Origin of the sequence: Isoptericola sp. BMS4 (assembly GCF_011634835.1) — a bacterium.
Taxonomy (GTDB): domain Bacteria; phylum Actinomycetota; class Actinomycetes; order Actinomycetales; family Cellulomonadaceae; genus Isoptericola.
Genome location: NZ_SIRP01000001.1, coordinates 4,259,909 through 4,282,171 on the forward strand (window position 1 = coordinate 4,259,909; position 22,263 = coordinate 4,282,171).

Annotated in this window: 16 protein-coding genes; 7 read left to right on the plus strand and 9 right to left on the minus strand. The window is 75.1% G+C overall.

Features of this window, described 5'->3' with window-relative positions:
* Positions 1–111 precede the first annotated feature (111 nt).
* Together EYB28_RS19205 and serS are read right to left on the minus strand one after the other, a co-directional pair.
* Positions 112–972, minus strand: coding sequence for an HAD family hydrolase (locus EYB28_RS19205; RefSeq protein ID WP_370459499.1), 861 nt, complete (start codon positions 970–972; stop codon positions 112–114).
* Positions 969–2,237: a serine--tRNA ligase gene (gene serS, locus EYB28_RS19210; RefSeq protein ID WP_166851302.1), complete on the minus strand. Its 1,269-nt coding sequence runs from the start codon at positions 2,235–2,237 to the stop codon at positions 969–971. The genes EYB28_RS19205 and serS overlap by 4 nt, the downstream gene beginning before the upstream one ends.
* A 105-nt stretch (positions 2,238–2,342) precedes the next feature.
* Here serS and EYB28_RS19215 point away from each other — a divergent pair, with 105 nt between their 5' ends.
* The gene (locus EYB28_RS19215) at positions 2,343–3,434 is read left to right on the plus strand and encodes a diacylglycerol kinase family protein (RefSeq protein WP_166851305.1); all 1,092 of its coding nucleotides are present in this window, start codon (positions 2,343–2,345) and stop codon (positions 3,432–3,434) included.
* Positions 3,435–3,581: 147 nt separating this feature from the next.
* Complete coding sequence (locus tag EYB28_RS19220; protein WP_166851308.1) at positions 3,582–8,186, plus strand: hypothetical protein; 4,605 nt, start codon at positions 3,582–3,584, stop codon at positions 8,184–8,186.
* A 35-nt stretch (positions 8,187–8,221) separates the two neighbouring features.
* Here EYB28_RS19220 and EYB28_RS19225 read toward each other — a convergent pair whose 3' ends face one another.
* Positions 8,222–9,778, minus strand: coding sequence for a SulP family inorganic anion transporter (locus EYB28_RS19225; protein WP_370459500.1), 1,557 nt, complete (start codon positions 9,776–9,778; stop codon positions 8,222–8,224).
* Positions 9,779–10,024: 246 nt separating this feature from the next.
* On the opposite strand from EYB28_RS19225, the gene EYB28_RS19230 reads away from it, so the two are divergent.
* On the plus strand, positions 10,025–10,405 hold the full coding sequence (locus EYB28_RS19230) for a MerR family transcriptional regulator (protein ID WP_166851311.1): 381 nt from the start codon (positions 10,025–10,027) through the stop codon (positions 10,403–10,405).
* Positions 10,406–10,533: 128 nt separating this feature from the next.
* Here EYB28_RS19230 and EYB28_RS19235 read toward each other — a convergent pair whose 3' ends face one another.
* The gene (locus EYB28_RS19235) at positions 10,534–11,757 is read right to left on the minus strand and encodes an ROK family protein (RefSeq protein ID WP_166851314.1); all 1,224 of its coding nucleotides are present in this window, start codon (positions 11,755–11,757) and stop codon (positions 10,534–10,536) included.
* 108 nt (positions 11,758–11,865) lie between these two features.
* On the opposite strand from EYB28_RS19235, the gene EYB28_RS19240 reads away from it, so the two are divergent.
* From EYB28_RS19240 to EYB28_RS19255, 4 genes are all read left to right on the plus strand, one after another.
* Positions 11,866–13,182 carry an ABC transporter substrate-binding protein gene (locus EYB28_RS19240; protein ID WP_166851317.1) on the plus strand — a complete coding sequence of 439 codons (1,317 nt, stop codon included), beginning with the start codon at positions 11,866–11,868 and terminating at the stop codon, positions 13,180–13,182.
* A gap of 22 nt (positions 13,183–13,204) precedes the next feature.
* Positions 13,205–14,116, plus strand: coding sequence for a carbohydrate ABC transporter permease (locus tag EYB28_RS19245; RefSeq protein WP_166851319.1), 912 nt, complete (start codon positions 13,205–13,207; stop codon positions 14,114–14,116).
* The gene (locus tag EYB28_RS19250) at positions 14,113–15,024 is read left to right on the plus strand and encodes a carbohydrate ABC transporter permease (RefSeq protein ID WP_166851321.1); all 912 of its coding nucleotides are present in this window, start codon (positions 14,113–14,115) and stop codon (positions 15,022–15,024) included. The genes EYB28_RS19245 and EYB28_RS19250 overlap by 4 nt, the downstream gene beginning before the upstream one ends.
* A gap of 66 nt (positions 15,025–15,090) precedes the next feature.
* Positions 15,091–16,800: a glycoside hydrolase family 13 protein gene (locus EYB28_RS19255; RefSeq protein WP_166851323.1), complete on the plus strand. Its 1,710-nt coding sequence runs from the start codon at positions 15,091–15,093 to the stop codon at positions 16,798–16,800.
* Between the two features lie 31 nt (positions 16,801–16,831).
* On the opposite strand, the gene EYB28_RS19260 is transcribed toward EYB28_RS19255, so the two are convergent.
* From EYB28_RS19260 to EYB28_RS19280, 5 genes are all read right to left on the minus strand, one after another.
* Positions 16,832–18,226 carry an MFS transporter gene (locus EYB28_RS19260; protein WP_240930664.1) on the minus strand — a complete coding sequence of 465 codons (1,395 nt, stop codon included), beginning with the start codon at positions 18,224–18,226 and terminating at the stop codon, positions 16,832–16,834.
* Complete coding sequence (locus EYB28_RS19265; RefSeq protein ID WP_166851325.1) at positions 18,223–19,173, minus strand: polysaccharide deacetylase family protein; 951 nt, start codon at positions 19,171–19,173, stop codon at positions 18,223–18,225. The genes EYB28_RS19260 and EYB28_RS19265 overlap by 4 nt, the downstream gene beginning before the upstream one ends.
* On the minus strand, positions 19,170–20,144 hold the full coding sequence (locus tag EYB28_RS19270; protein WP_166851326.1) for an ROK family protein: 975 nt from the start codon (positions 20,142–20,144) through the stop codon (positions 19,170–19,172). Before EYB28_RS19270 ends, EYB28_RS19265 begins: the two co-directional genes overlap by 4 nt.
* Before the next feature lie 151 nt (positions 20,145–20,295).
* Positions 20,296–21,090 (minus strand): glycosyltransferase family 2 protein, encoded by a 795-nt coding sequence (locus tag EYB28_RS19275; protein ID WP_370459519.1) that lies wholly within the window; start codon positions 21,088–21,090, stop codon positions 20,296–20,298.
* Positions 21,091–21,425: 335 nt separating this feature from the next.
* Positions 21,426–22,256: a DUF5926 family protein gene (locus EYB28_RS19280; RefSeq protein WP_166851330.1), complete on the minus strand. Its 831-nt coding sequence runs from the start codon at positions 22,254–22,256 to the stop codon at positions 21,426–21,428.
* Between the last annotated feature and the right edge of the window lie 7 nt (positions 22,257–22,263).

The following is a 22,263-nucleotide window of genomic DNA, read 5'->3' on the forward strand; positions in this document are numbered from 1 at the left end:
AGAGGCTGGTCGGGCCTGGCGGGAGCCGCGAGGAACGAGCGGCGGATGGCGTGCCTCGCGACGAGAGTCCCCCGCCCCCGCGCCCCCGAGCCGAGCAAGGGCTACAAAGGGCTACCGAAGGAGCGACCGAAGGACAGCAGCGGCACCGTCCTCCTCGACCGTCCCGGTGACCTCGTCGGCGGCGTCGCGGACGACGTCGTCCGCGTCCCCCATGGCGACGCCCCGGCCGGCCCAGCGGAGCATGTCGATGTCGTTGCGGCCGTCCCCGACGGCGACGGTCGCGGCGGGCGCGACGCCGAGCCGGTCGCGCAGGCGCTCCAGGCCGGACGCCTTGGTGACGCCGCGGGGCGCGAGGTCCATCCACGCCGTCCAGCCGACGGCGTAGGTGACGTCGTCGAGCCCGATGCGGGCGGCCATGGCGCTGAAGTCGTCGGGGGTGTGCTCGGGGCTGCGCACGACGACGCGCGTCACCTCGCGCGACCAGAGCTGCTCGAAGTCGACGACGCGGTGCTCGCCGTCGAGCTCCCCCTCGGGGAAGAGGGCGTTCATGCGGAAACCGACACCGATGTCCTCGACCGCGTAGCGGCCGTCGGGCAGCTCGGCGCGCAGCAGGCGCAACGCGGGCTCGGGGTCGAACGTCACCACCTGGTCGAGCTCCCAGCCGGCAGGCAGGGCGGGGTCGAGGCGGACGGTGACCGACCCGTTGGAGCACACCATCCACCCGGTGCCGATGCCGAGCATGTCGGCCACGGACGTCATCGCGGTGAGCGACCGCCCGGACGCCAGCACGACGTGGTGGCCGGCGTCCCGCACGGCGGCGACGGCGTCGCGCACGGCGGCCGACATGCCGCTGTCCTGCGTGAGCAGGGTGCCGTCGATGTCGAGCGCGACCAGGTGCGTGGTGCGGGCGGCCGGGGGCGCGGGCGCGACCGGTTCGGGGCCGGTCGCGGCGGCGTCGGGCACGGCGCTCACGCGACCGGCTCGAGCACCTCGAGCCCGCCGAGGTAGGGGCGCAGGCCCTCGGGAACCCGCACCGACCCGTCGGGCTGCTGGTGGTTCTCCAGGATGGCGACGATCCACCGGGTGGTGCCGAGGGTGCCGTTGAGCGTGGCGACGGGGCGGGTGCCGGTCTCGGTGCGCTCGCGCACCCCGAGTCGGCGCGCCTGGTAGGTGGTGCAGTTCGACGTGGACGTCAGCTCGAGGTACCGGTCCTGCGTCGGGAGCCACGCCTCGCAGTCGAACTTGCGCGCGGCGGACGTCCCGAGGTCGCCGGCGGCGGTGTCGATGACCCGGTACGGCAGCTCGACCTTGCGGAGCATCGCCTCCTCCCAGGCGAGCAGCCGCTCGTGCTCGGCGGCGGCGTCCTCGACGGCGCAGTAGCTGAACATCTCCACCTTGTGGAACTGGTGGACGCGGATGATGCCGCGCACGTCCTTCCCGTGCGAGCCGGCCTCCCGGCGGTAGCAGGCGCTCCACCCGGCGTACCGCCGGGGGCCGTCGGCGAGGTCGAGGATCTCGTCGGCGTGGTAGCCCGCGAGCGCCACCTCCGAGGTGCCGACCAGGTACAGGTCGTCCTTCTCGAGCCGGTAGATCTCGTCGGCGTGCGCGCCGAGGAAGCCGGTGCCGCGCATGGTCTCGGGCTTGACGAGGGTGGGGGTGATCATCGGGGTGAAGCCCTCGGCGACCGCCTGGTCCATGGCGGCGTTGAGGAGCGCGAGCTCGAGCCGCGCGCCGACGCCGGTGAGGAAGTAGAAGCGCGAGCCGGAGACCTTGGCACCGCGCGCGGTGTCGATCGCGCCGAGCCCTTCGCCCAGGTCCAGGTGGTCGCGGGGGGTGAACCCCTCGGCGGCGAAGTCCCGGATCCGGCCCTCGTGGCGCAGGACGAGGTAGTCGTCCTCGCCGCCGGGGGGCGCGCCCTCGACGACGTTGGGGAGCCGGTAGAGCAGCTCGTCGACCTCGCGCTCGGCGTCGTTCGCGTCGGCCTGGCGCGCCTTGACCCGCTCGGCGAGCTGCTTGGTGTGGGCCAGCAGCTCCGCCTTCTCCTCGCCGGCCGCCTTCGCCACCTTCTTGCCGAGCGCCTTCTGCTCGGCCCGCAGCGACTCGAAGTCCGTCAGGGAGGAGCGCCGGCGGGCGTCGGCGTCGAGCACCGCGTCCACGAGGGCGGGATCGTCGCCGCGGGCCTGCTGGCTCGCGCGGACGGCGTCGGGGTTGTCGCGCAGGAGACGGAGGTCGATCACGCCCGCAAGCCTAACGGTCGGGCGTGCCGGGCCCGCGAGGGAGCTCACACCGCCACGGTGGCCCCAGGCCTCGCGGTCGCGGGAAGTTCCCCATAGGTTGCCCCCATGCCGTGGGAGCTCACGTTGGGGATCGTCGCGCTGGTGGTGGCCGTGGCCGCGCTCGGCGTCGCGCTGCTGCTGTGGCGGCGTGCGCGCACCCGGACGGCGGCGCCGGACGCCGAGGGGTCGGCCTCGACCGCGACGGGCGGGCTGCGCCTGGCGGTCGTCATCAACCCGTCGAAGGAGGGTGCCGCGGAGGTGCGGGCGGTCGTGGAGCACGTGTGCGCGGACGCCGCGATGCCGCCGCCGGCGTTCTACGACACGACGGTGGACGACCCGGGCACGGGGCAGGCTCGTGCGGCGCTCGCCGACGGCGCGGACGTGGTGGTGGCCGCGGGCGGCGACGGCACGGTGCGCGCGGTGGCCGAGGCCCTGGTCGGCACGGACTGCCCGATGGGCCTGCTGCCGGTGGGGACGGGCAACCTGCTGGCCCGCAACCTCGACATCCCGCTGGCGTCGGTCGCGGAGGCTCTCGCGGTGGTGCTCGGCGGTCACGACCGCCGGATCGACGTCGGGCGGGCGCGGGTCACGGAGTACGCGCCGGACGCGGAGGTGCCCGAGGACCCGGAGACCGCGCACATCTTCCTCGTCATCGCGGGGCTCGGCTTCGACGCGGCGATGGTCGCCGACGCGGACGACCAGCTCAAGGCGCGGGTGGGGTGGGTGGCCTACTTCTTCGCCGGGATGCGGCACCTGCACGGCCGGCGGATGCGTGCCACGATCCGCCTCGACGACTCCGAGGCGGTCGAGGCCCGGCTGCGGAGCATCATGGTCGGCAACTGCGGCCGCCTCCCCGGCGGCATCAACCTGCTCCCGGACGCCGTGATCGACGACGGCGAGCTGGACGTCGCCGCGGTCGACACGCGCGGCGGGCTGGCCGGCTGGGCGCAGCTCTTCGGGGAGGTGGTCGCGCAGGGGCTCGGTGTGCAGAACGACATGCCGGGCAAGATCGGCCGCATCGACCACATCCGGGCGCGGCGTGCCGTGATCAGGGTCGACGACGGGGAGCAGGCGCAGGCGGACGGCGACCCGCTGGGCCGTGCGGTCGAGCTGGAGACGTGGGTGGAGCCGGGCGCCCTCGTCGTGCGCACCGGCTGACCACCCGCACGAGGCGCCCGGGCGGGGCTTCGGTCGCGACGTGCTCGGGCTGATCCTGTGAAGCCTCGGTGAGCGCACGCGGGCGACCCGCCCGGTCGCCGCCGCGGGGCCGGGATGCGGCGGGACGGCCCGCTTAGGGTGGCCCGTGTGACCAGCACCGCCACCCCGTTCGCCACGCGCTCCGCCCGCCTGCCCGGTGTGCTCGCGGTGGCCCTGCTCGTGCTGCTCGCGGTCCTCGGGGGCGCGGGCCCCACGCGTGCGGCGGCGCACGGCGACGAGGACGCGACGCCCCCGCAGACGCCGCTGGTCCTGGCGGGGGTCTCGGGGCTGCAGTGGTCCGACGTCGACCGGGCCCGGACGCCGAACCTGTGGCGGCTCGTCGGCGGCGGGTCCGTGGCGTCGATCTCGGTACGGACGCTGGCGCCGTCCTGCCCGCTGGACGCGTGGCTGACGGTCTCGGCGGGCGGCCGGGTCGTCGCCGAGCCGGAGGAGCCGGGCGACGAGGAGGGCGACGGGGACGGCCAGGACCCGGAGGAGGCGGGCGACGACTGGGCCGCCGGCTGCCCGTCCCTGCCGTCCCCGACGCCGGCGGGCGGCGACCCGGCCCGCGCGGGCACGCCGGAGGCGGACACGGTCACGCCCGCGATGGTGCCCGGCTGGTCCCGGCTGACGACGACGGACCCGGTGGTGCCGGCGACGGCGGAGCCCGGGGCGATCGGCGAGCTCTCCTCCGTGGCGGGCGGGTGCACGACCGCCGTCGGCCCCGGCGCCGCGGTCGCGCTGGCCGACCGCGACGGGGACGTGAGCCGGTACGTGCCGGACGTGGACGGGTTGTCGCCGGAGGTGGTGGCGTCGTGCCCGGCCACCGTGGTCGACCTCGGCGTGCTGCCGGACACCACCAGCGAGCGTGCTGCCGCGATCGAGGACCTCGACGACCGGGTCGGGACGCTGGCGGACCTGCTGCCGGCCGGCGGGCGGCTGGTCGTCGCGGGCGTGTCCGACACCCCGCTGGGGCCGTCCGACCTGCAGGTGGTCGTCGACTGGACGGCGCCGGGCGGCGTCGCCACGTGGCTGACGTCGACGTCGTCGCGCTGGTCCGGCGTCGTCGTGCTCGCGGACCTGTCCGCGACGGTGGCGGACGCGGTGGCCGGGGGCGCACTGTCGGGGACGGCGCCGGAGGCGGGACCGGGCGACGGCGGGGACGGCGAGGGCGAGGAGCCCTCGGCGGAGCTCGCGTCGGCGCTGGCGCCGTTCACCGGGTCCCCGCTGGAGCGCGGGGACGACCGGCGGCTGTCGGTGGCGCGCACGGTGGAGAACCGGCAGTACGTCAGCGTGCTCACCGAGACGGTGCCGCGGCTGGCGCCGATGCTGCTCGGCCTCGTGGCGCTGGTGGGCGTGATCGTGGTCGCCGCCCTGCTGGTCGCCCGGCGCCGGGCGTCGTCGCAGGGCACGCCGGCGACGACCGGCACCGGGCTCACGTGGCGGCGCCTCGCCCTCGCCGCGCTCGTCATGGCGGCGAGCCTGCCCGTGGCGGCGGAGCTGGCGACCCTCTCCCGGTGGTGGGCGGCGCCGGCCCCGGTGACCGCCCTGCTGCTCTCGCTCGCCGCCGCGGCGCTGGTCGCGTCGCTGCTGGCGTGGTTCGGCCGCCTGCTGCTGCCCCCGTCCCGCTGGCGGCTGGCGACGAGCCTCGCGGGCGTCACCTGGCTGGTCACGACGGTCGACGGGCTGACCGGCACCACGCTGCAGCAGGGGTCGCTGCTGGGGCCGGCGCCGTCGCTGGGCGCCCGGTTCTACGGGTTCTCCAACACGATGTTCGCGGTGTACGCGGTGGCCGGGCTCGTGCTGGCCGCGGGGCTCGCGGCGGCCGTGCGTTCCCGGTACGGGCGGGACGCCGGCCGGACCCGCGCCGCGTGGGTGGCGGGAGCTGTCGGCGTCGTGACGGTGCTGGTGGACGGCCTGCCGCTGTTCGGGGCCGATCTGGGCGGCATCCTCGCTCTGCTGCCCGGCGTCGCGGTGCTCGTGCTGGGGATCGCCGGGATCCGCGTCACGGTGCGGCGGGCCGCGCTCGTCGCGGGCGTGACCGTCGCCGTGGTGGCGGTGGTCGCGGTGGCGGACTGGCTGCTGCCCGGGCCGGGCAGCCACCTGGGCGGGTTCGTGCAGTCCGTCGTCGACGGGCACGCCGTGGGCGTCCTCGCGGGCAAGGCGGCGGGTGCGTGGGCGACGATCGCGAACCCGGCGGGTGCCGCCGCGCTGGTCGCGTGCGCCGCGGCCGCCTGGGCGGTCCTGGCCCCGGAACGCTGGCGGCTCGGGGGGCTCGCCGCCGCGTACCGCCACGACCCGCTGCTGCGCCGCCTCGTGGTCGCGCTCGTGGTGACCGCCGCCGCCGGGACGCTCCTCAACGACTCGGGGGTGGCGATCGCGTTCCTCATGCTGGTGCTGGCCACGCCCGCGCTGCTGGCCGGTCACCTGGCGCCGGTCGCGGCGCGCTCCGCCGAGACCCGCACGTCGGCCGAGCCGGGCATCCGCCGTATCCCGACGATGCTGGTCACCGCCGCCGGGGCGGTGCTCCTGCTGCTGCTCCTCGCGTCCCAGGTGATGACGGCGGCCGGGCTGCGGCCCGACTCCGACACCGCGCAGGCGGGCGCGCAGGTCACGCCCAGCCAGGCGGACGCGCTCGTGCAGGACGCGCCGGTCGTCGTCGTGGGCACCACCGGCGTGCGGTGGGAGGACGTGGCCGACGGGCACACCCCCGCGCTGCACCGACTGGTCTCCGACGGGGCCGGCGCGGGCGGCGTCGCCCAGCCGACGGGGGCGGCCGGCCGCTGCGTGGTCACCGGGTGGCTCGCCCTCTCGGCCGGCACGCTCGCCGAGGCCGCCGACGGACGATCACCGGACGGCACCTGGAACTGCCTCGCGCCGCGCCCGGTCCCGGACGGGGACGGCGCGACCGTCGAGGGGTGGGACGACCTCACCGCCCTCCAGACGTCGTCGACGTACCAGGCACGGCTCGGGAGCCTCGGAGCCGCGCTCGCCCCCGCCCGCTGCACGACGGCGGTCGGTCCGGGCGCGGCGCTGGCGCTCGCGGGGCCGGAGGGGGACGTCGCCCGGTACCGCGACGTCGACGCGGCGACGGCGTCCGGCACGGACGCGTTCGCGTGCCCCGTCACGGTGGTCGACGCGGGGGACGCCACCGCGCCGACGCTCGACGAGACGCTGCCGGAGGACGAGGCCACGGCGCTGCAGGAGCGGCAGCGCACCGAGCGGCTGCGCGCCGTCGACGCCACCGTCCGCCGGGTGCTCGCCGCCGCGCCGGCCTCCGCGACCGTGCTGGTCGTCGACGTGGCGGGCACGCCGGGGACCCGGCCCGTGCTCGGTGTCGCCGTCGCACGCCCGGGGACCGGGGGGCCGGACCAGCCCCGGTACCTCACGAGCGCCGCGACCCGCACCGACGGCGTCGCGCGCGTGCTGGACGTGCCGGCCACGGTGCTCGACGCGGCGGGCGTGACGCCGACGGCCCCGGTGCAGGACACGCCGCTGGCGTGGGGCTCGCCGCGGCCGCAGCAGGCGTCGGCCGCGGCCGGGGCGCTGGCCGACCTCACGGCGCTCGACCACGTGCGCCGCACGGTGTACACGGTGTTCGTGGACCTGCCCCTGTACGCCGGGCTCGCGCTGGCCGGCGCCTGTCTCCTGGTCGGGCGCGGCGCGGCGCCGGCGCGCGCCCGGGCCCGGCGTCGCCGGCTGTGGGGGTGGGCCCGGGGCGCGGCCCTCGTCCTCGCGGCGCTGCCGGCGTCCGCGTTCCTGGTCTCGCTCACCGGCTGGTGGCGCTTCGACCAGCCCACCCTCGCCGCGATCGCCTCGATCGTGGGCACCACCGCCGTGGTGGCCGGTCTGGGCGCGCTCGCGCCGCGGCGGCCCGTGTGGCTGGGCCCCGGGATCGTCGCGGGGCTCACGTTCGTGATCCTCACGCTGGACGCCCTCATCGGCACGCCGCTCAACCGCGCCAGCCCGCTCGGGGCGGCGCCGACGTTCGGGGCGCGCTTCTACGGGTTCGGCAACCCCACCTTCTCGGTGTACGCGGTCGCCGCGCTCGTCGTCGCGGCGGTCGTCGCGCAGGCGCTGGTCCGACGCGGGCGCCGCTGGTGGGCCGCGACCGCCGTCGGGGTGATCGGCCTGGTCACCATGGTCGTCGACGTCTGGCCCACGCTGGGTGCCGACCTCGGCGGCGGGCTGGTCGTCGTGCCGGCCTTCGCGGTGCTCGGGCTGGCGGCGTCCGGGGCGCGGCTCACCTGGCGCCGGTTCTTCGGGGTGGCGGCGGCCGGCGTGGGGGCGGTGGCGGCCGTGGGCCTCCTCGACTGGATGCGCCCCGCCGAGGAGCGCTCGCACCTGGGCCGCTTCGTCGACGAGGTCATCGCGGGCGAGGCGTGGGAGACCCTCGCGCGCAAGGCCGGCTACGCCGCGCGGTCGGTGCTCGGCGGGGTGCCGGTGTGGCTGACCCTGCTGGTGCTCGTCGCGTGCGCGCTGCTGCTCTTCGCGCCGGGCCGGTTCACGCCGCGCTGGTTCGCCCGCACGGGCGACGCGTGGCCGCTGCTGCGGCCCACGGTGCTGGCCCTGTGGATCGTGTGCGTGCTCGGCTCCGCCGTCAACGACTTCGGCGTGCGGATCGCGGTGGTCGCGCTCGTCCCGGCGGTGCCGCTGCTCACGATCGCGGTCCTCCACGCCTCCTGGCCGAGGCAGCACGACCCTGCCGGATGACCCGTTGTGGGCGCCCACAACACCTCCCCGGGGGGTCAGTGGGCGGCGCCGAGCTCCCCGGCGAGGCGGTCCAGCCGCGCGAGGCTGTCGGGGTCGAGCCCGCGGAACTCGACGGTCTTGCCGTGCTGGGCGTACTTGTGCTGGACGGCGTCCAGCGCGGCGACCGTGGAAGCGTCCCACACGTGGGTGTCCGACATGTCGACGACGACGTGGTGCGGGTCGCCCGCGTAGTCGAACTGGTAGACGAGGTCGTTCGACGAGGCGAAGAACAGCTCCCCGGAGACGGCGTAGACCCGCTCGTCGTCCTCGTCCGAGGCATCCAGCCGGGTCACCGTGGTCAGGTGCGCGACCCGCTGCAGGAACAGGATCGCGGCGACCACCACGCCGACGACGACGCCGTACGCGAGGTTGTGCGTCGCGACGGTGACGACGACGGTCGACAGCATGACCGCGGTCTCCGACTTCGGCATCCGCCTGAGCGTGGACGGTCGGACCGAGTGCCAGTCGAACGTGCCGACGGAGACCATGATCATGACGGCGACGAGCGCGGCCATCGGCATGATCGCGACGACGTCGCCCAGGCCGACGACGAGGATCAGCAGGAGGACGCCGGCGAGGAACGTCGACAGGCGGGTGCGGGCGCCCGAGGCCTTCACGTTGATCATCGTCTGGCCGATCATGGCGCAGCCGCCCATGCCGCCGAAGAAGCCGGTGACGACGTTCGCGACGCCCTGGCCCCAGGACTCACGGGTCTTGTTCGAGTGCGTGTCGGTGATGTCGTCGACGAGCTTGGCCGTCAGCAGCGACTCGATGAGGCCGACGAGCGCCATCGCCAGTGCGTACGGGGCGATGATCTGCAGCGTCTCGAGGTTCAGCGGCACGTCGGGGAGGAGCAGGGTGGGCAGCGACTCGGGCAGGGCGCCCTCGTCGCCGACGGTCGGCACGGCGATCGAGGCCGCGACCGTGACGAGCGTGAGCAGCACGATCGCGACGAGAGGGGCCGGGACGACCTTGGTCAGCCGCGGGAACAGCACGATGATCGCGACGCCGGCGACGACCATCGGGTACACGGCGACGGGGACGCCCTGCAGGTGCGGCAGCTGCGAGGAGAAGATGAGGATCGCGAGGGCGTTGACGAAGCCGACCATCACGGAGCGGGGGATGAACCGCATGAGGCGGGCGACGCCGAGCACGCCCAGCACCACCTGGATGACGCCGCCCAGGATGACGGTGGCGACGAGGTAGTCCAGGCCGTGGTCGCGCACCACGGGCGCGACGACGAGGGCGACCGCGCCGGTCGCGGCCGAGATCATCGCCGGGCGCCCTCCGACGAACGAGATGGTCACGGCCATGGTGAAGGCAGCGAAGAGACCGATCCGCGGGTCGACGCCCGCGATGATCGAGAAGGCGATCGCCTCGGGGATGAGGGCCAGCGCGACGACGAGGCCGGCCAGCACCTCGGTCCGCAGGCGGGTCATCGACGAGAACGCCGCCCGGAAGGATCCCGAGGACGTGGCCTCGGGGGCGCCGGTCACGGGGGCCGGTGCGGGGGCGGGGTCGGGCAGCGAGGCGCGCGGGTCGTCGTTCGGCACGCGGGGCTCCGTTCGCTCGGGGCGGCGCGATGGCACACCCGGGCCGGGGCTCGCCGTCGGGGCGACGGCACGCTCCGGCCCGATGGTCGGGGTCGGGGTCTCGGGGCGCGCGTCGTCGCGCAGGGACGTCGGTGGGCGCCGCGCACGGCTCGGGGCACGAGCGTCCGCGGCGCGCGGCAACTCTACCCTCACGTGAGGGTAGAGTTCCAACGCCGAGCCCTCCGCCGATCCGTCAGACTGGAGCCCATGACCGACCGCTCCCCCGCCGCGACCCTGCACATCGGCGCCGTGGCGACCCGCACCGGGCTCTCGCTGCGGACGCTGCGGCACTACGACGAGGTGGGGCTGGTCCGCCCGTCGGCGCGGTCCGAGGGCGGGTTCCGGCTCTACACCGAGCCGGACGTCGAGCGGCTGCTCCTGGTGCGCCGCATGAAGCCGCTCGGCTTCACGCTCGAGCAGATGGCCGAGCTCCTGGAGATCACCGACGCGCTGGAGGGCGGGGCCGTCGACGGCGACGCGCGTGAACGCCTGGACGGCTACCGCGCCGCCGCCGAGGAGCGGCGGGCGGACCTCGCCCGCAAGCTCGACATGGCCGACGAGTTCATCGCGCTGCTCCGCTCCCGCTGAGCGCCCACCCCCGGGTGTTGTGGGCGTGATTCTGGCGCTATTTCCGCGGAAATAGCACCAGAATCACGCCCACAGCATCCGTCCTGTGCGGGCAGATCTTCCAGTAGACCAGCGCCGTCCCGCCAGGCTCAGGCTCCCACCGGGCCGACGCCGGCCAGGTCGCGGTCGAGCGCGTGCGACCGGACGTGGTCCACGGCCATCCGCACGGCCCCGGCCCGCACCACCTCGGGCCCCAGGTCGGAGACCACGATCTCGACGGCCGGGTCGTGGAGGTGGCCGGGCAGGAGCGCGCGGGCCCGCTCGACGACCGCCCCCAGCGCCGGGGCCATCGCCCCGGTGACGATGACGCGGTCCAGGTCGAGCAGCCCCGCGAGGACGGCGCACACCCGGGACAGCCGGTCCGCGAGGCGTTCGCGGACGCGCAGCGCGAGGGGGTCGCCGTCGTCGGCCGCCGCGAGCACGTGCGCGGCGTCCAGCCGCGCGGCGGGCACACGGGCCAGCGTGCTCGGCTCGCCGTCGCCGCGGGCCAGCGCCCGGCGGGCCTCGTCCCGCGCCAGCGCACCGAGACCGTCGCTGGACCCGACGCCCTCCACCAGGTCGAGGATCCGCATCTCCCCGATCGCGCCGCGCGGCCCGCGCCGGAGCGCGCCGTCGAGGACGACGCCCGCGCCGAACCGCTCGCCGACGAGGAGCGCGGCGTACGCGGCCGCCCCTCCCCCGTGCTCGGCCTCGGCGACCGCGGCCAGGTTCGCGTCGTTCTCCACGACGGCGTCCCAGCCACGGTCGGCGAGGAGGTCGCCGAGCCCGGGGTTCATCCGCGCCCAGAAGGGGTTGCGCTCCCCCGACGGCACGCCTGCCGCCTCCACGGGAGCGGGGACACCGACCACGGCGGCGGCGACGTCGGCCCCGGACCGGCCGGTGCGGGCGACGGCGGCGTCGACGGCGCCCCGGACGGCGTCGCGGCGGGCGCCGGCGTCGCTCGCCGGGTCCAGGTGGACGGCCTCCTCGGCGAGCACCCGCCCGTGCAGGTCGGCGACGGCGGCCGAGACCCGGTGCTGCCCCGCGTCCACCCCCACGACCAGCGCCGCGTCGGGGCGGAACGCGTACCGCAGCGCGGGGCGCCCCTTCGTGTAGGAGCCCGCCGCGCGGGCGTCGTCCAGCTCGACGAGCCAGCCCCGCTCGGTCAGCTCCCGGCACAGGGCCAGCACGGTCGAGCGGGACAGCCCCGTGGCGGCCATGAGGCCGCTGGCGGTCACCGGCTCGCCGTCCCACACCTCCCCCAGCACGCGGTCGGCGTTGAGCCGCCGCAGAAGGTGCGTCGAGGGCGTCGCCGCCTCCGGGCCGTCGGTCATCGTGCTCCACCTCGGTCGTCTCGGATCGTGGCTACCAGTATGGTCGAGCATTAGATTTACGTGCTAGATTTTTGTCGCCAACGAAGTTCGACGACGAACGGAGCGAGCATGAGGGCTGGGACGCGGCGGACGACCGCCGCCCGGGCGAGGGCGTCCGCCGGACCGGGACGTGCCGCGAGCGCCGTGGCGGGGTGCCTGGGCATCGCGCTGGCCGGCGCCCTCCTCACCGGCTGCGGGCCCGGGGACGACGAGCCGGAGACCGTCCGCTTCACCTTCAGCAAGCGCGAGGCGATCGGCTTCATGACCGGCGTGGTGGACGACTACAACGCCTCGCAGGACGACGTCGAGGTCGTGCTCGACACCTCGGGGGTCGACGTCGTCTCCGCGAGCTTCGTGCGGGGCAACCCGCCCGACCTCATGCTCGCGAACTACAACATGGAGGTCTCGCGGTTCGTCGAGCGCTGCACGCTCAGCGACCTGTCGGACACCGAGGCCGCGGGCGGCGTCCGCGAGGATCTGCAGCCGCTCATGGACCAGTACGGCCGCTGCGCAGGCCGCACGAGCGCCCTGCCCTACTCGGTGATGGCGTCCGCGGTGATCTACAACAAGGAGATCTTCGCCGCGCACGACCTCGAGGTGCCGCGCACCTGGAGCGAGCTGCTCGACGTGGCCGACACCCTGCAGGACGCGGGCGTGACCCCGTTCTACGGCACCTTCAAGGACGACTGGACGGTCGGCCAGGGCTGGTTCGACTACGCCGTGGGCGGCCAGGTCGACACCCTCGGCTTCTTCGACCGGCTCGCCGCCGAGGGCACCGACGTCGGCCCCGGTTCCGCCACGTCGTTCCAGCAGGACCTCGCGGAGCCTCTGGCACGGATGACCGAGCTCACGACCACCTACGTCAACGACGACGCCGCGAGCCGCGCGTACGGCGACGGCAACCTCGCCTTCGCGCAGGGGAAGGCCGCCATGTACCTGCAGGGCCCGTGGGCCCTCGGGGAGATCGCCAAGACGTCGCCCGACCTCGACGTCGGCACGTTCCCGCTGCCGATGACCGAGGACCCGGACGACCTCAAGGTGCGCGTCAACGTGGACCTGGCCGCCATGATCCCTCAGGGCGCGGCCCACCCGGAGGCCGCCCGCGACTTCCTCGAGCACCTGTACCGGCCCGAGATCATCGAGGCCTACAACGAGTCCCAGCTCGGCTTCACGCCGACGGCGGACGCCCCGCCGCCCTCCGACCCCCGGATCGAGGGCATGACCCGCTACTACGACGCCGGGCAGGTCTACCAGGGCGCGTCGGTGCTCGTGCCCAAGACCATCCCCGTCTTCAGCTACGCCCAGGCGATCGTCCTCGACGAGGACCCGGCGCCCTGGCTGCGCAGCCTCGACGCCGACTGGGCCCGCCTGGCCATGCGCCAGTGAGCGGCACGAAGGAGTGCGACTCATGACCACCACCACCGCGACCCCGACCGGCGGCGACCGCCTCGTGCGCCGACGCGCGCGACGCGTCGAACCCGTCTACTACCTCTTCCTGCTGCCGAGCCTGGTCCTGTTCACCCTCGCGATCACGGTCCCCGGGATCATCGGCATCTTCTTCAGCTTCACGAACTCCATCGGCATCGGCGACTGGGAGCTCGTCGGCCTCACCAACTACGTCGCGGCCCTGAGCGACCCCGCCATCGTGCAGAGCTACCTGTTCACGTTCGGCTTCTCGCTCGTGACCGTGCTCGTGGTGAACGTGGTCGCCTTCGGCCTGGCGGTCGGGCTGACCTCGCGCATCCGGATGAAGGTGGGCCTGCGGGCCGTCTTCGTCATCCCCATGGTCGTCTCCGGCATCATCATCGCCTACGTCTTCAACTTCCTGTTCTCGAACTCGCTGCCCGCCGCCGGGCAGGCGCTCGGCATCGGCTTCCTGGAGACGAGCCTGCTCGCGAACCCCGACCTCGCCTGGACCGCGATCGTCGTGGTGACGGCCTGGCAGGCGATCCCCGGGGCCCTGCTCATCTACATCGCCGGGCTGCTCGCCATCCCCGGCGACGTGTACGAGGCCGCCGACATCGACGGCGCCGGCCGGACGCAGCGCCTGACGCGGATCACGCTGCCGCTCATGACCGGCTACGTCGCCATCAACGTGATCCTCGGGTTCAAGAACTTCCTCAACGCCTACGACATCATCGTCGGCCTCACCGGCGGCGGGCCCGGCACCGCCACCCGCAGCATCGCCATGACCATCATCTCCGGCTTCAACGGCGGCGACTACGCCTACCAGATGGCCAACGCGACGATCTTCTTCGTCGTCGCCGTGCTCATCGCCGTGGCGCAGCTGACGATGACGCGCGGAAGGAGCGCACTGTGACGACGACGACGCAGGCAGCACCGGCCACCACCACGCGGAGCCCCGGCGCGGGCCCGTCCGGCGGGCGCCGACCGCGGCGGGCCAGGGCGGAGCGGACCAACCGGCCCGGCACCGTCGTCCTGGTCCTGTGCGCCGTCACGGTGCTGCTCCCCCTGTACGTGACCGTCGCGATGGCGTTCAAGACGCCGGGCCAGGCCGCCGACGGCAACGCCTTCTCCCTGCCGGTGCCGGTCAGCGTGCAGGGCTTCGTCGAGGCGTGGCAGCTCACCCGCTTCCCGGTCGGCCTCGCGATGTCGCTCCTGGTGACGGCGGGGACGGTCGCCGCGACGATCCTGCTGGCGGCGCTCGCGTCCTACGCGATCATGCGCAACTGGGAGCGCCGCCTGTTCCGCTGGTCGTTCTTCTACCTGCTGGCGGCGATGTTCATCCCGTTCCCCGTGGTCGCGCTGCCGCAGATCCAGCTCACCGGGCGCGCCGGCCTCGACAACCCGCTGGGCGTGATCCTGCTCGCCACGATGTTCCAGCTCAGCTTCAGCGTGCTGCTGTTCACCGCGTTCCTGCGGTCCGTCCCGGCCGAGCTCGAGCAGAGCGCGCGCATCGACGGCGCGACGACGTGGCAGACGTTCTGGCGGATCGTCTTCCCGCTGCTCGCCCCGATGAGCGCCACGGTCGGCATCTTCGCGTTCCTCTACGCCTGGAACGACTTCATGATGCCGTCGCTCATCATCTCCGACCCCGCGCTGCAGACGCTGCCCGTGCGCCAGCAGCTCTTCCAGACGCAGTTCAGCAACAACTACCACGTCTCCTTCGCGTCGTACCTCATGGCGATGGCGCCCGCGATCGTCGCCTACCTGTTCGCGCAGCGCTGGGTGATGTCCGGCGTCACCCAGGGAGCCGTGAAGGGCTGACCCGCCCCGCACCCGACCGTCCGACCGCACCCGAGAACCACGCACCAGAGAAGCAAGGGACCCGACATGTCAGACCTGCTCGACCGCCCCGCCGTCGCCTCCGACCGCAGCGGCGCGGCGCCCGACCCCACCTGGTGGCGCCAGGCCGCCGTCTACCAGATCTACCCGCGCAGCTTCGCCGACAGCAACGGCGACGGCATCGGCGACCTGCGCGGCATCACCTCCCGCGTCGGCTACCTGGCCGCCCTGGGGATCGACGCCGTGTGGCTGAGCCCCTTCTACCCGTCCGGCCTCGCCGACGGCGGCTACGACGTGGCCGACTACCGCGACGTCGACCCGCGCATCGGGACGCTGGAGGACTTCGACGAGATGGTGGCGGCGCTGCACGCCGCCGGGATCCGCGTGGTCGTCGACATCGTGCCGAACCACTCCTCGGACGAGCACGCCTGGTTCGCCGCGGCCCTCGCTGCCGGGCCGGGCAGCGCCGAGCGGGAGCGCTACATCTTCCGCGACGGCGCCGGCCCGGACGGCGCCGAGCCGCCGACCGACTGGACGAGCATGTTCGGCGGCCCCGCGTGGACGCGCGTCACCGAGCCCGACGGCACGCCGGGCCAGTGGTACCTGCACCTGTTCGCCCCCGAGCAGCCGGACTTCAACTGGGCCAACCCCGAGGTGCGGGCCGACTTCCTGCACACGCTGCGGTTCTGGTCGGACCGCGGCGTCGACGGGTTCCGCGTGGACGTGGCCCACGCCCTCACCAAGGACCTGTCCGACCCGCTGCCCACGGCGGCCGAGCTCGACGCGCACCCGCGCGGCGGGGACCACCCCATCTGGGACCGCGACGAGGTGCACGAGATCTACGCCGAGTGGCGCCGGGTCTTCGACTCCTACGACCCGCCGCGCACCGCCGTCGCCGAGGCGTGGGTCGAGCGGCACCGCCGCCCGCGGTACGCCAGCGCCGAGGGGCTCGGGCAGGCGTTCGAGTTCGACCTGCTCGTCGCCGACTTCGACGCCGCCGCGTTCCGCGAGGTCGTCACCGACAGCCTGGAGCTCGCGGCGGAGTCCGGCTCGTCGTCCACCTGGGTGCTGTCCAACCACGACGTCGTGCGCCACGCCACCCGGTACGGCCTGCCGCCGCTGCCGGCGCGGGCGGGCAGCACCGAGTCGGACGAGAAGCAGGGCCGGGCGTGGGTGCTCGCCGGGGCTCCGGAGGACTCGCTCGACCGCGCGGCGGGCGAGCGCAAGGCGCGGGCCGCGACGCTGTTCGAGCTGGCGCTGCCCGGCTCGGCGTACCTCTACCAGGGCGAGGAGCTGGGGCTGCACGAGGTCGGGGACATCCCCGACGACGCCCGGCAGGACCCGACGTTCTTCCGCAGCCCCGGCGTCGACAAGGGCCGCGACGGCTGCCGCGTGCCGCTGCCGTGGACGGCGGAGGGCCCGTCGTTCGGCTTCGGCGACGCGACCGCGCACCTGCCGCAGCCGGCATGGTTCGCCGACCACGCGGCCGAGGTCCAGGACGGCGCCGAGGGCTCCACCCTGTCGATGTACCGCGCCGCCCTGGAGCTGCGGCACCGGCTGCGCACGGCCGAGCGGCTCGAGTGGCTCGACACCGGCTCGGACGACGTGCTCGCGTTCCGCCGGCCGAACGGCTGGACGTGCATCACCAACTTCGGCAGTTCGCCCGTGCCGCTGCCTGCCGGCGACGTCCTGCTCACCAGCGGCCCGCTCGACGAGGGCATGCTGCCCGGCGCGAGCACCGTGTGGCTCGCGTCCTGACGCCGCCACGCGGATCGTCCGTCTCCGTCCGTCAGGATCCGGCACCTCGGTCCTGACGAACGGAGACGGACGACCGGTCGCCGTCCCGCCCCCGCAGCGGGTACAGCCAGAAGCTGACGAACGCGAGCGCCGCCAGGACCACCGGGACGCCGCCCAGCAGCAGCCGCACGCCCGTCGCGACCTCCGGCGTCTGCGTGGCGGCACCCTCGACGTAGCCGCTGGCGGCGAGCACCCCCGCCACGACGACGGCCTGCACGACCACCGACCCGCGGACCACGAAGCCGTTCGCGCCGACGTACATGCCCTCGCGCCGCAGCCCCGTGCGCCGCGCGTCGTCGTCGATCACCTGCGCCAGGGCCACCTCCAGCACCTGCATGAGGCCCGCGACGCCGACCCCCACCGCGAGCCCGGCGGCCGCGGCGCCCAGGACCGTCGTCGGGAGCAGGTAGAGGCAGGTCGCGAGGCCGTAGACGGCGACGACGGCGAGCATCGCGGTGCGGGGGCCGACCCGGCGCACCACCCACGACCAGCCGAGGATCGCCGGGACGGCGGCCACGAAGATCGGCGCGAGCAGCAGGGTGGCGTCCGCCTCGGACCCGCCGAGGGTGTAGCGCACGTAGAACGGGACGCCTGCGAGCAGGACGGCGGTCGTGCTCTGCAGCAGCAGCGACCCGACCACGTACGTGACGAACGCGCGGTGGGCGAACGTGTACCGCAGCTGGTCGCGCAGGCTCAGCGCGCTCTCCCGCGCGTGCACCGCCTCGTCCGCCGGGCGCTCCACCATGCCGGCCGCGGCCCAGCCGAAGAACGCCAGGCACACCACGGCGAGGACCAGGGCCATCCCCGGCCACCCGACCGACCCGTACAGCAGCGGCGCGCCCGCCGTGCCGAGGATCATGCCCACCAGCGCGAAGACCTGCCGCGGCGAGTTGCCGCGGGCCCGCTCCGCCGTCGTCCGGAAGATCTCCGGGAAGAGCGCGGCCACGTTCAGCACCACCGCGACGTACGCGACGTCGAACACCGCCACGACCACGACGAACCACACGACGAGGCCGCTCGGGGGCAGCGGCGGGGGCACCCACACGAGGGCGAACGCGACGACCAGCGGCACGATCCCCAGGCCGATCCACGGCACGCGCCTGCCCCACCGGGTGCGCCGCCGGTCGGAGGCCGCGCCGACCACCGGGTTGAGCAGCGCGTTCAGCACGCCGTGCGCCACCATGGCGCCGGCGACCCAGCCGGCGGGGACCCCCAGGTGGTCGACGTAGAAGTAGACGACGAACGCGGAGAACGTCTGCAGCATGAGGGTGGCGGGGAACGCCGAGGCCCCGTACGCGACCGCCTGCGCCCGCGTCGGGGCCCCGTGCAGCCGCCGGTCGCGCAGCCGCGACAGCGGGGAGCCGGCCGGGGCGGGGGCGGACGTCACCGCTCGCCCCGCTGCACCGCCCGCAGGTCGCGCCACCCGACCCGCACGAGGCCCTCCTCCGCGACCACGGCGGCGACGTCCGGGTCGGTGAGGAGCCGGCGCTCGTACCCGCGCTTGGGCGCCGCGCGGTCGACGGTCGCGCGCAGCTCGTCGTCGTCCACCATGGGGTGCAGGAAGATCTCCGTGACGCCGGGGTGGACCGCGCGCAGCAGGTCCACGAAGCCCGCCTTGACCGTCTCGTAGTCCTCCTCGTCGGGCGTGCCCTCCCCCGCCAGCTCGAACGGGTGCGTCCACAGCCGGTCGGGGACGACGACCCCGAGGGCGTCAGCCGCGGCCGCCGCGGCGCCGAGCGCCTGCACCAGCGCCGGCGACGACGGGTCGGCGCCCAGCACGTCCAGCCCCTCCGGGGAGCGTGGCAGCCGGAACGGCAGCCGGTACGACGCCGCGAGCTCGAGCGCCTGCGGCAGGAACGAGCGGCCCGTCACCAGGCCGTAGACCGAGCCCATGTGGTTGTCGAGGTGGCTGACGTCGACCCCGGCCGCCAGCGCAGCGTCCACCTGGGCGGTGAGCTCGGCGACGACGTCGCCGGCGTCCGCGTGCCGCTCGACCGCCTCGACGTCGGCGGGGAACCAGCCCGCGCCGTCGACCAGGGACGTCCCCGTCCCGGTGAGCGGCCGCCACCGGTACCGGGTCCACTCGCTGGTCAGCACCAGGTGCACACCGACGTCGGCGCCGGGGTCCGCGGCCGCGGCCGCCAGCGCGTCGGGCGCCCACGCGCACGGCACCATGACCGTCGCGGAGTCCAGGTGCCCGCCCGCGAGCAGCGGCACGACGGCACGGTTCGCCGCGCGGCACATGCCGAAGTCGTCGGCGTTGAGGATGATCGCGCGGGCGCCGGCGTCCAGGCCGAGCCGCTCGACCAGGTCCGACGGCGGGCCGGCCGTCACCGCAGGGCCTCGCCCGCGAGGTGGGCCGCGCCCAGCACCACGCCGTCCGCGCCCAGCGGCGACGCGGCCACCCGGACCGGCAGGACCGCGATCTGCTCGCGCAGGTAGCGCGCGACCCGGTCGTGGAGGGCGGGGCGCGCCGCCTGGTCGCCGAGCACGAAGAGCTCGGGGTCCAGCACGAGGGCCAGCGACGCGGCCGACACGGCCACCCGGTGGGCGATCACGTCGAGCACCTCCGCCGCCGTGGCGTCGCCCGCCTCGGTGCGGTCGACGATCCCGCCGACGGTCGAGGACGGCGACAGCCCGTGCTCCTTGGCCAGCGCCGCGAGGGCGGTCTCCCCCAGCACCGGCGACCCGAGGGCGAGCCCGGGCTGCGGGAGGAAGTCGACCTCGCCCGCGAGGCCGGCGTGCCCCCGGTGGACGCGGCCGTCGAGCACGATGCCCGCGCCGAACCCCGTGCCGAGCACGAGGGTCACGACGCTGCGGGCGTCGCGCCCCGCGCCGTGGTGCACCTCGGCGAGGGCCGCGAGGTTGACGTCGTTCTCGACGTCCACGGGGCACCCCAGCGCGTCCACGAGGGCGTCGCGCAGCCCGGTGCCGCCCTTCTCGTAGCCCGGCACCCGGCGGAGGCTCGCGTGGTCCGGCGCCACGACCGAGGGCACGCCGACGACCGCGTGCCGCAGCCGCACCCGGCGGCCCCCGTCGAGACGCGCCTCGACGTCCTCCGACGCCGCACGGGCCAGGCCCGCGACCGCGCGGGCCCGGGCGGGCGGCGCGGTGGGCACGTCGCGACGCTCCGCGCGGGCACGCAGCGCCCCCGTCGCGTCGACGAGCGCCACGCGCACGCGGTCCCGCGCGACGTCGACGCCGAGCGCGTGGTCCTCGGCCGCTCCCGGGTCGGGCCGCGTCGCCGGGGCCTCCTGGTGGTGGTCGGGCGACGCGGGGGTCGGTGCCGCGGGGGGAGTGTCCATGGAGCCTCCGTCGAACGGTCGGGCGTGCAGGGTCCGGCGCGGCCGTCACGACCCCGTCGACGTTCCGAGCGTAGTCACGGGGCGTGGCGACGTCGACGCGGCCGCGACCGTGTCACTCCTGCTCAGCGGCCGGTCGGCCCCGACGGACGCGTCAGCTGCGGGCGCGGTCGCGGCCGATGCCGCGGACCGCGTCGACGGCGCCGCGCACCCGACGGGCGTTCACCGCCAGGACGACGTCGCGGTACTGGCCGGCGCGGTGGATCTGCCCGGCGAGGCTGTTCGACGACGCGCGGTGCTTGAGGTCGCACGGCACCTCGACGGCGACGTACCCCTGGCGCAGCAGGTCGATCGTCATCCCCGTCTCCACGCCCCAGCCGTGCGCGAGCGGCGTCGCGGCCTCGAAGGCCTCGCGCGTCAGGCAGCGCATCCCGGACAGCGGCTGCGTGGGCGACCATCCCGTGAGGTGGTAGACGGCGCGGCGCGCGGTGCCGACGACGATGCCCCGGCCGCCGGCGCCGGTCTGCTTCGGCAGCAGCGCGATCGCCAGGTCCGCCACGCCCTCGCGGACGGGCGCGACGAGCGGCGCGGTGTTCACCGCCGTGTCGCCGAGGTCGCCGTCGACGAAGAGGAGCAGGCGCGGTGCCCGCCCGTCCGCGTCGCGCATGGCGACGACGGCGGCGCCGGTCTCCATCGCCGCGGCCTTGCCGCGGTTGTGCGAGTGCCGCACCACCACGGCGCCGGCGTCGCGGGCGACGTGCTGCGTCTCGTCGGTCGACCCGTCGTCGACGACCAGCACCAGGTCGACGTGCGGGATGGCCCGCGCCGCGCGCACCGTCGCGGCGATCCGGTCCGCCTCGTCCTTCGCCGGGACGATGACGGCGACGCGCTGCGGGTTGCGCCGGTTCTGGCCGGTGGGCGGCCGCGGCGTCTTGGCGACCGGCAGCACGCTCGTGCGTGCCGTGTTCCCTGCCCCTGCACCGTGGCCTGCCGTCCCGTCGTCCGCGGCGGCCACGTCGGCGCCCGTGGAGGTGGCGCCCTGGTCCGTGTTCACGACTCCCTGCCCGTTGCCCTCATGACGTTGCTCGACAGTGATTCTTGGTCGAATCACCGGGGTTCGCATGTGCGAGGTATTCCCGCCCCGACTGTACTCCCCCGGCGTGACCAAACCTGGTCAAGAAACGGTGTCGGTCAGGACATGAGGTGAAGATCTCGCGGAACAGGACCGGGCTCGTCATGACCTCGTCGTCTCCGAGTCGTGCCGGATGGTGGCGGCGACGCCGGTCAGCGCAGCGTCACCTGTCGGGACACGATACCGGCCCGCGCCCGCCGCTCGTTCGCATCCAGCGGCGCGTCGGTGGACAGCGCCTCGTCGAGGCGGGCGGCGAGGTCCGCCACCGGCTCCTCGAGGTCCGCCGCCTCCGTGCCGCGCGGCAGCTCCCAGACGGGGACCACGAGGCCGCAGGCCCGGAACATGCCGAGGAACTTGCCTCCCGCGAGGCCGGACTCCCGGCGGGCGTGCAGGCGCGCGATCGCGTCGACCACGCGGTCCTCGTCCTCCGTGCGCGCCCACCGCAGGAACTCCCGCGACATGCGGCACCAGTACGCGGCCGGCACGGCGTCGAGCCGGACCGTCGGGATCGAGGCCTCGGCCGCGTCCTCCAGGGAGGCGCGGATCTCGTCCGTGACCTCGGACGAGGAGTCCAGCCAGTAGTCGTACCCGTCGTGCACCGTCACCTCGAACGGGACGTCGAGGTCGAGCACGTCCTGCAGCCGCGGCGTCGCGTCGGTCACCTGGGCACGGTCGGGGGTGACCCCGGTGCCCGGCTCCACGTCGAACGCGGCCAGGAGCGCCGCGGCAAGGTCGCGGCTCAGGTCGTCCGAGCCGAGCACGCCCTGCACCGCGAGGAGGACCGTGCCGTCCTCGCGGTGCAGCGACACCCAGCCGCCGGGCAGCACCGTCGTGACGACGACGTCGCGCCCGCCGTGGTCAGCCGTCGTGCGCGCCGTCGCGGTGGCGGCCGGGACGATCTCGCGCAGCGCGACCCAGTCCGCCTCCCCCGGGAGGCCTTCGAACGGACGCAGGACGAGGTCGGACTTGGTGCTGGAGGCCATGCGTCGG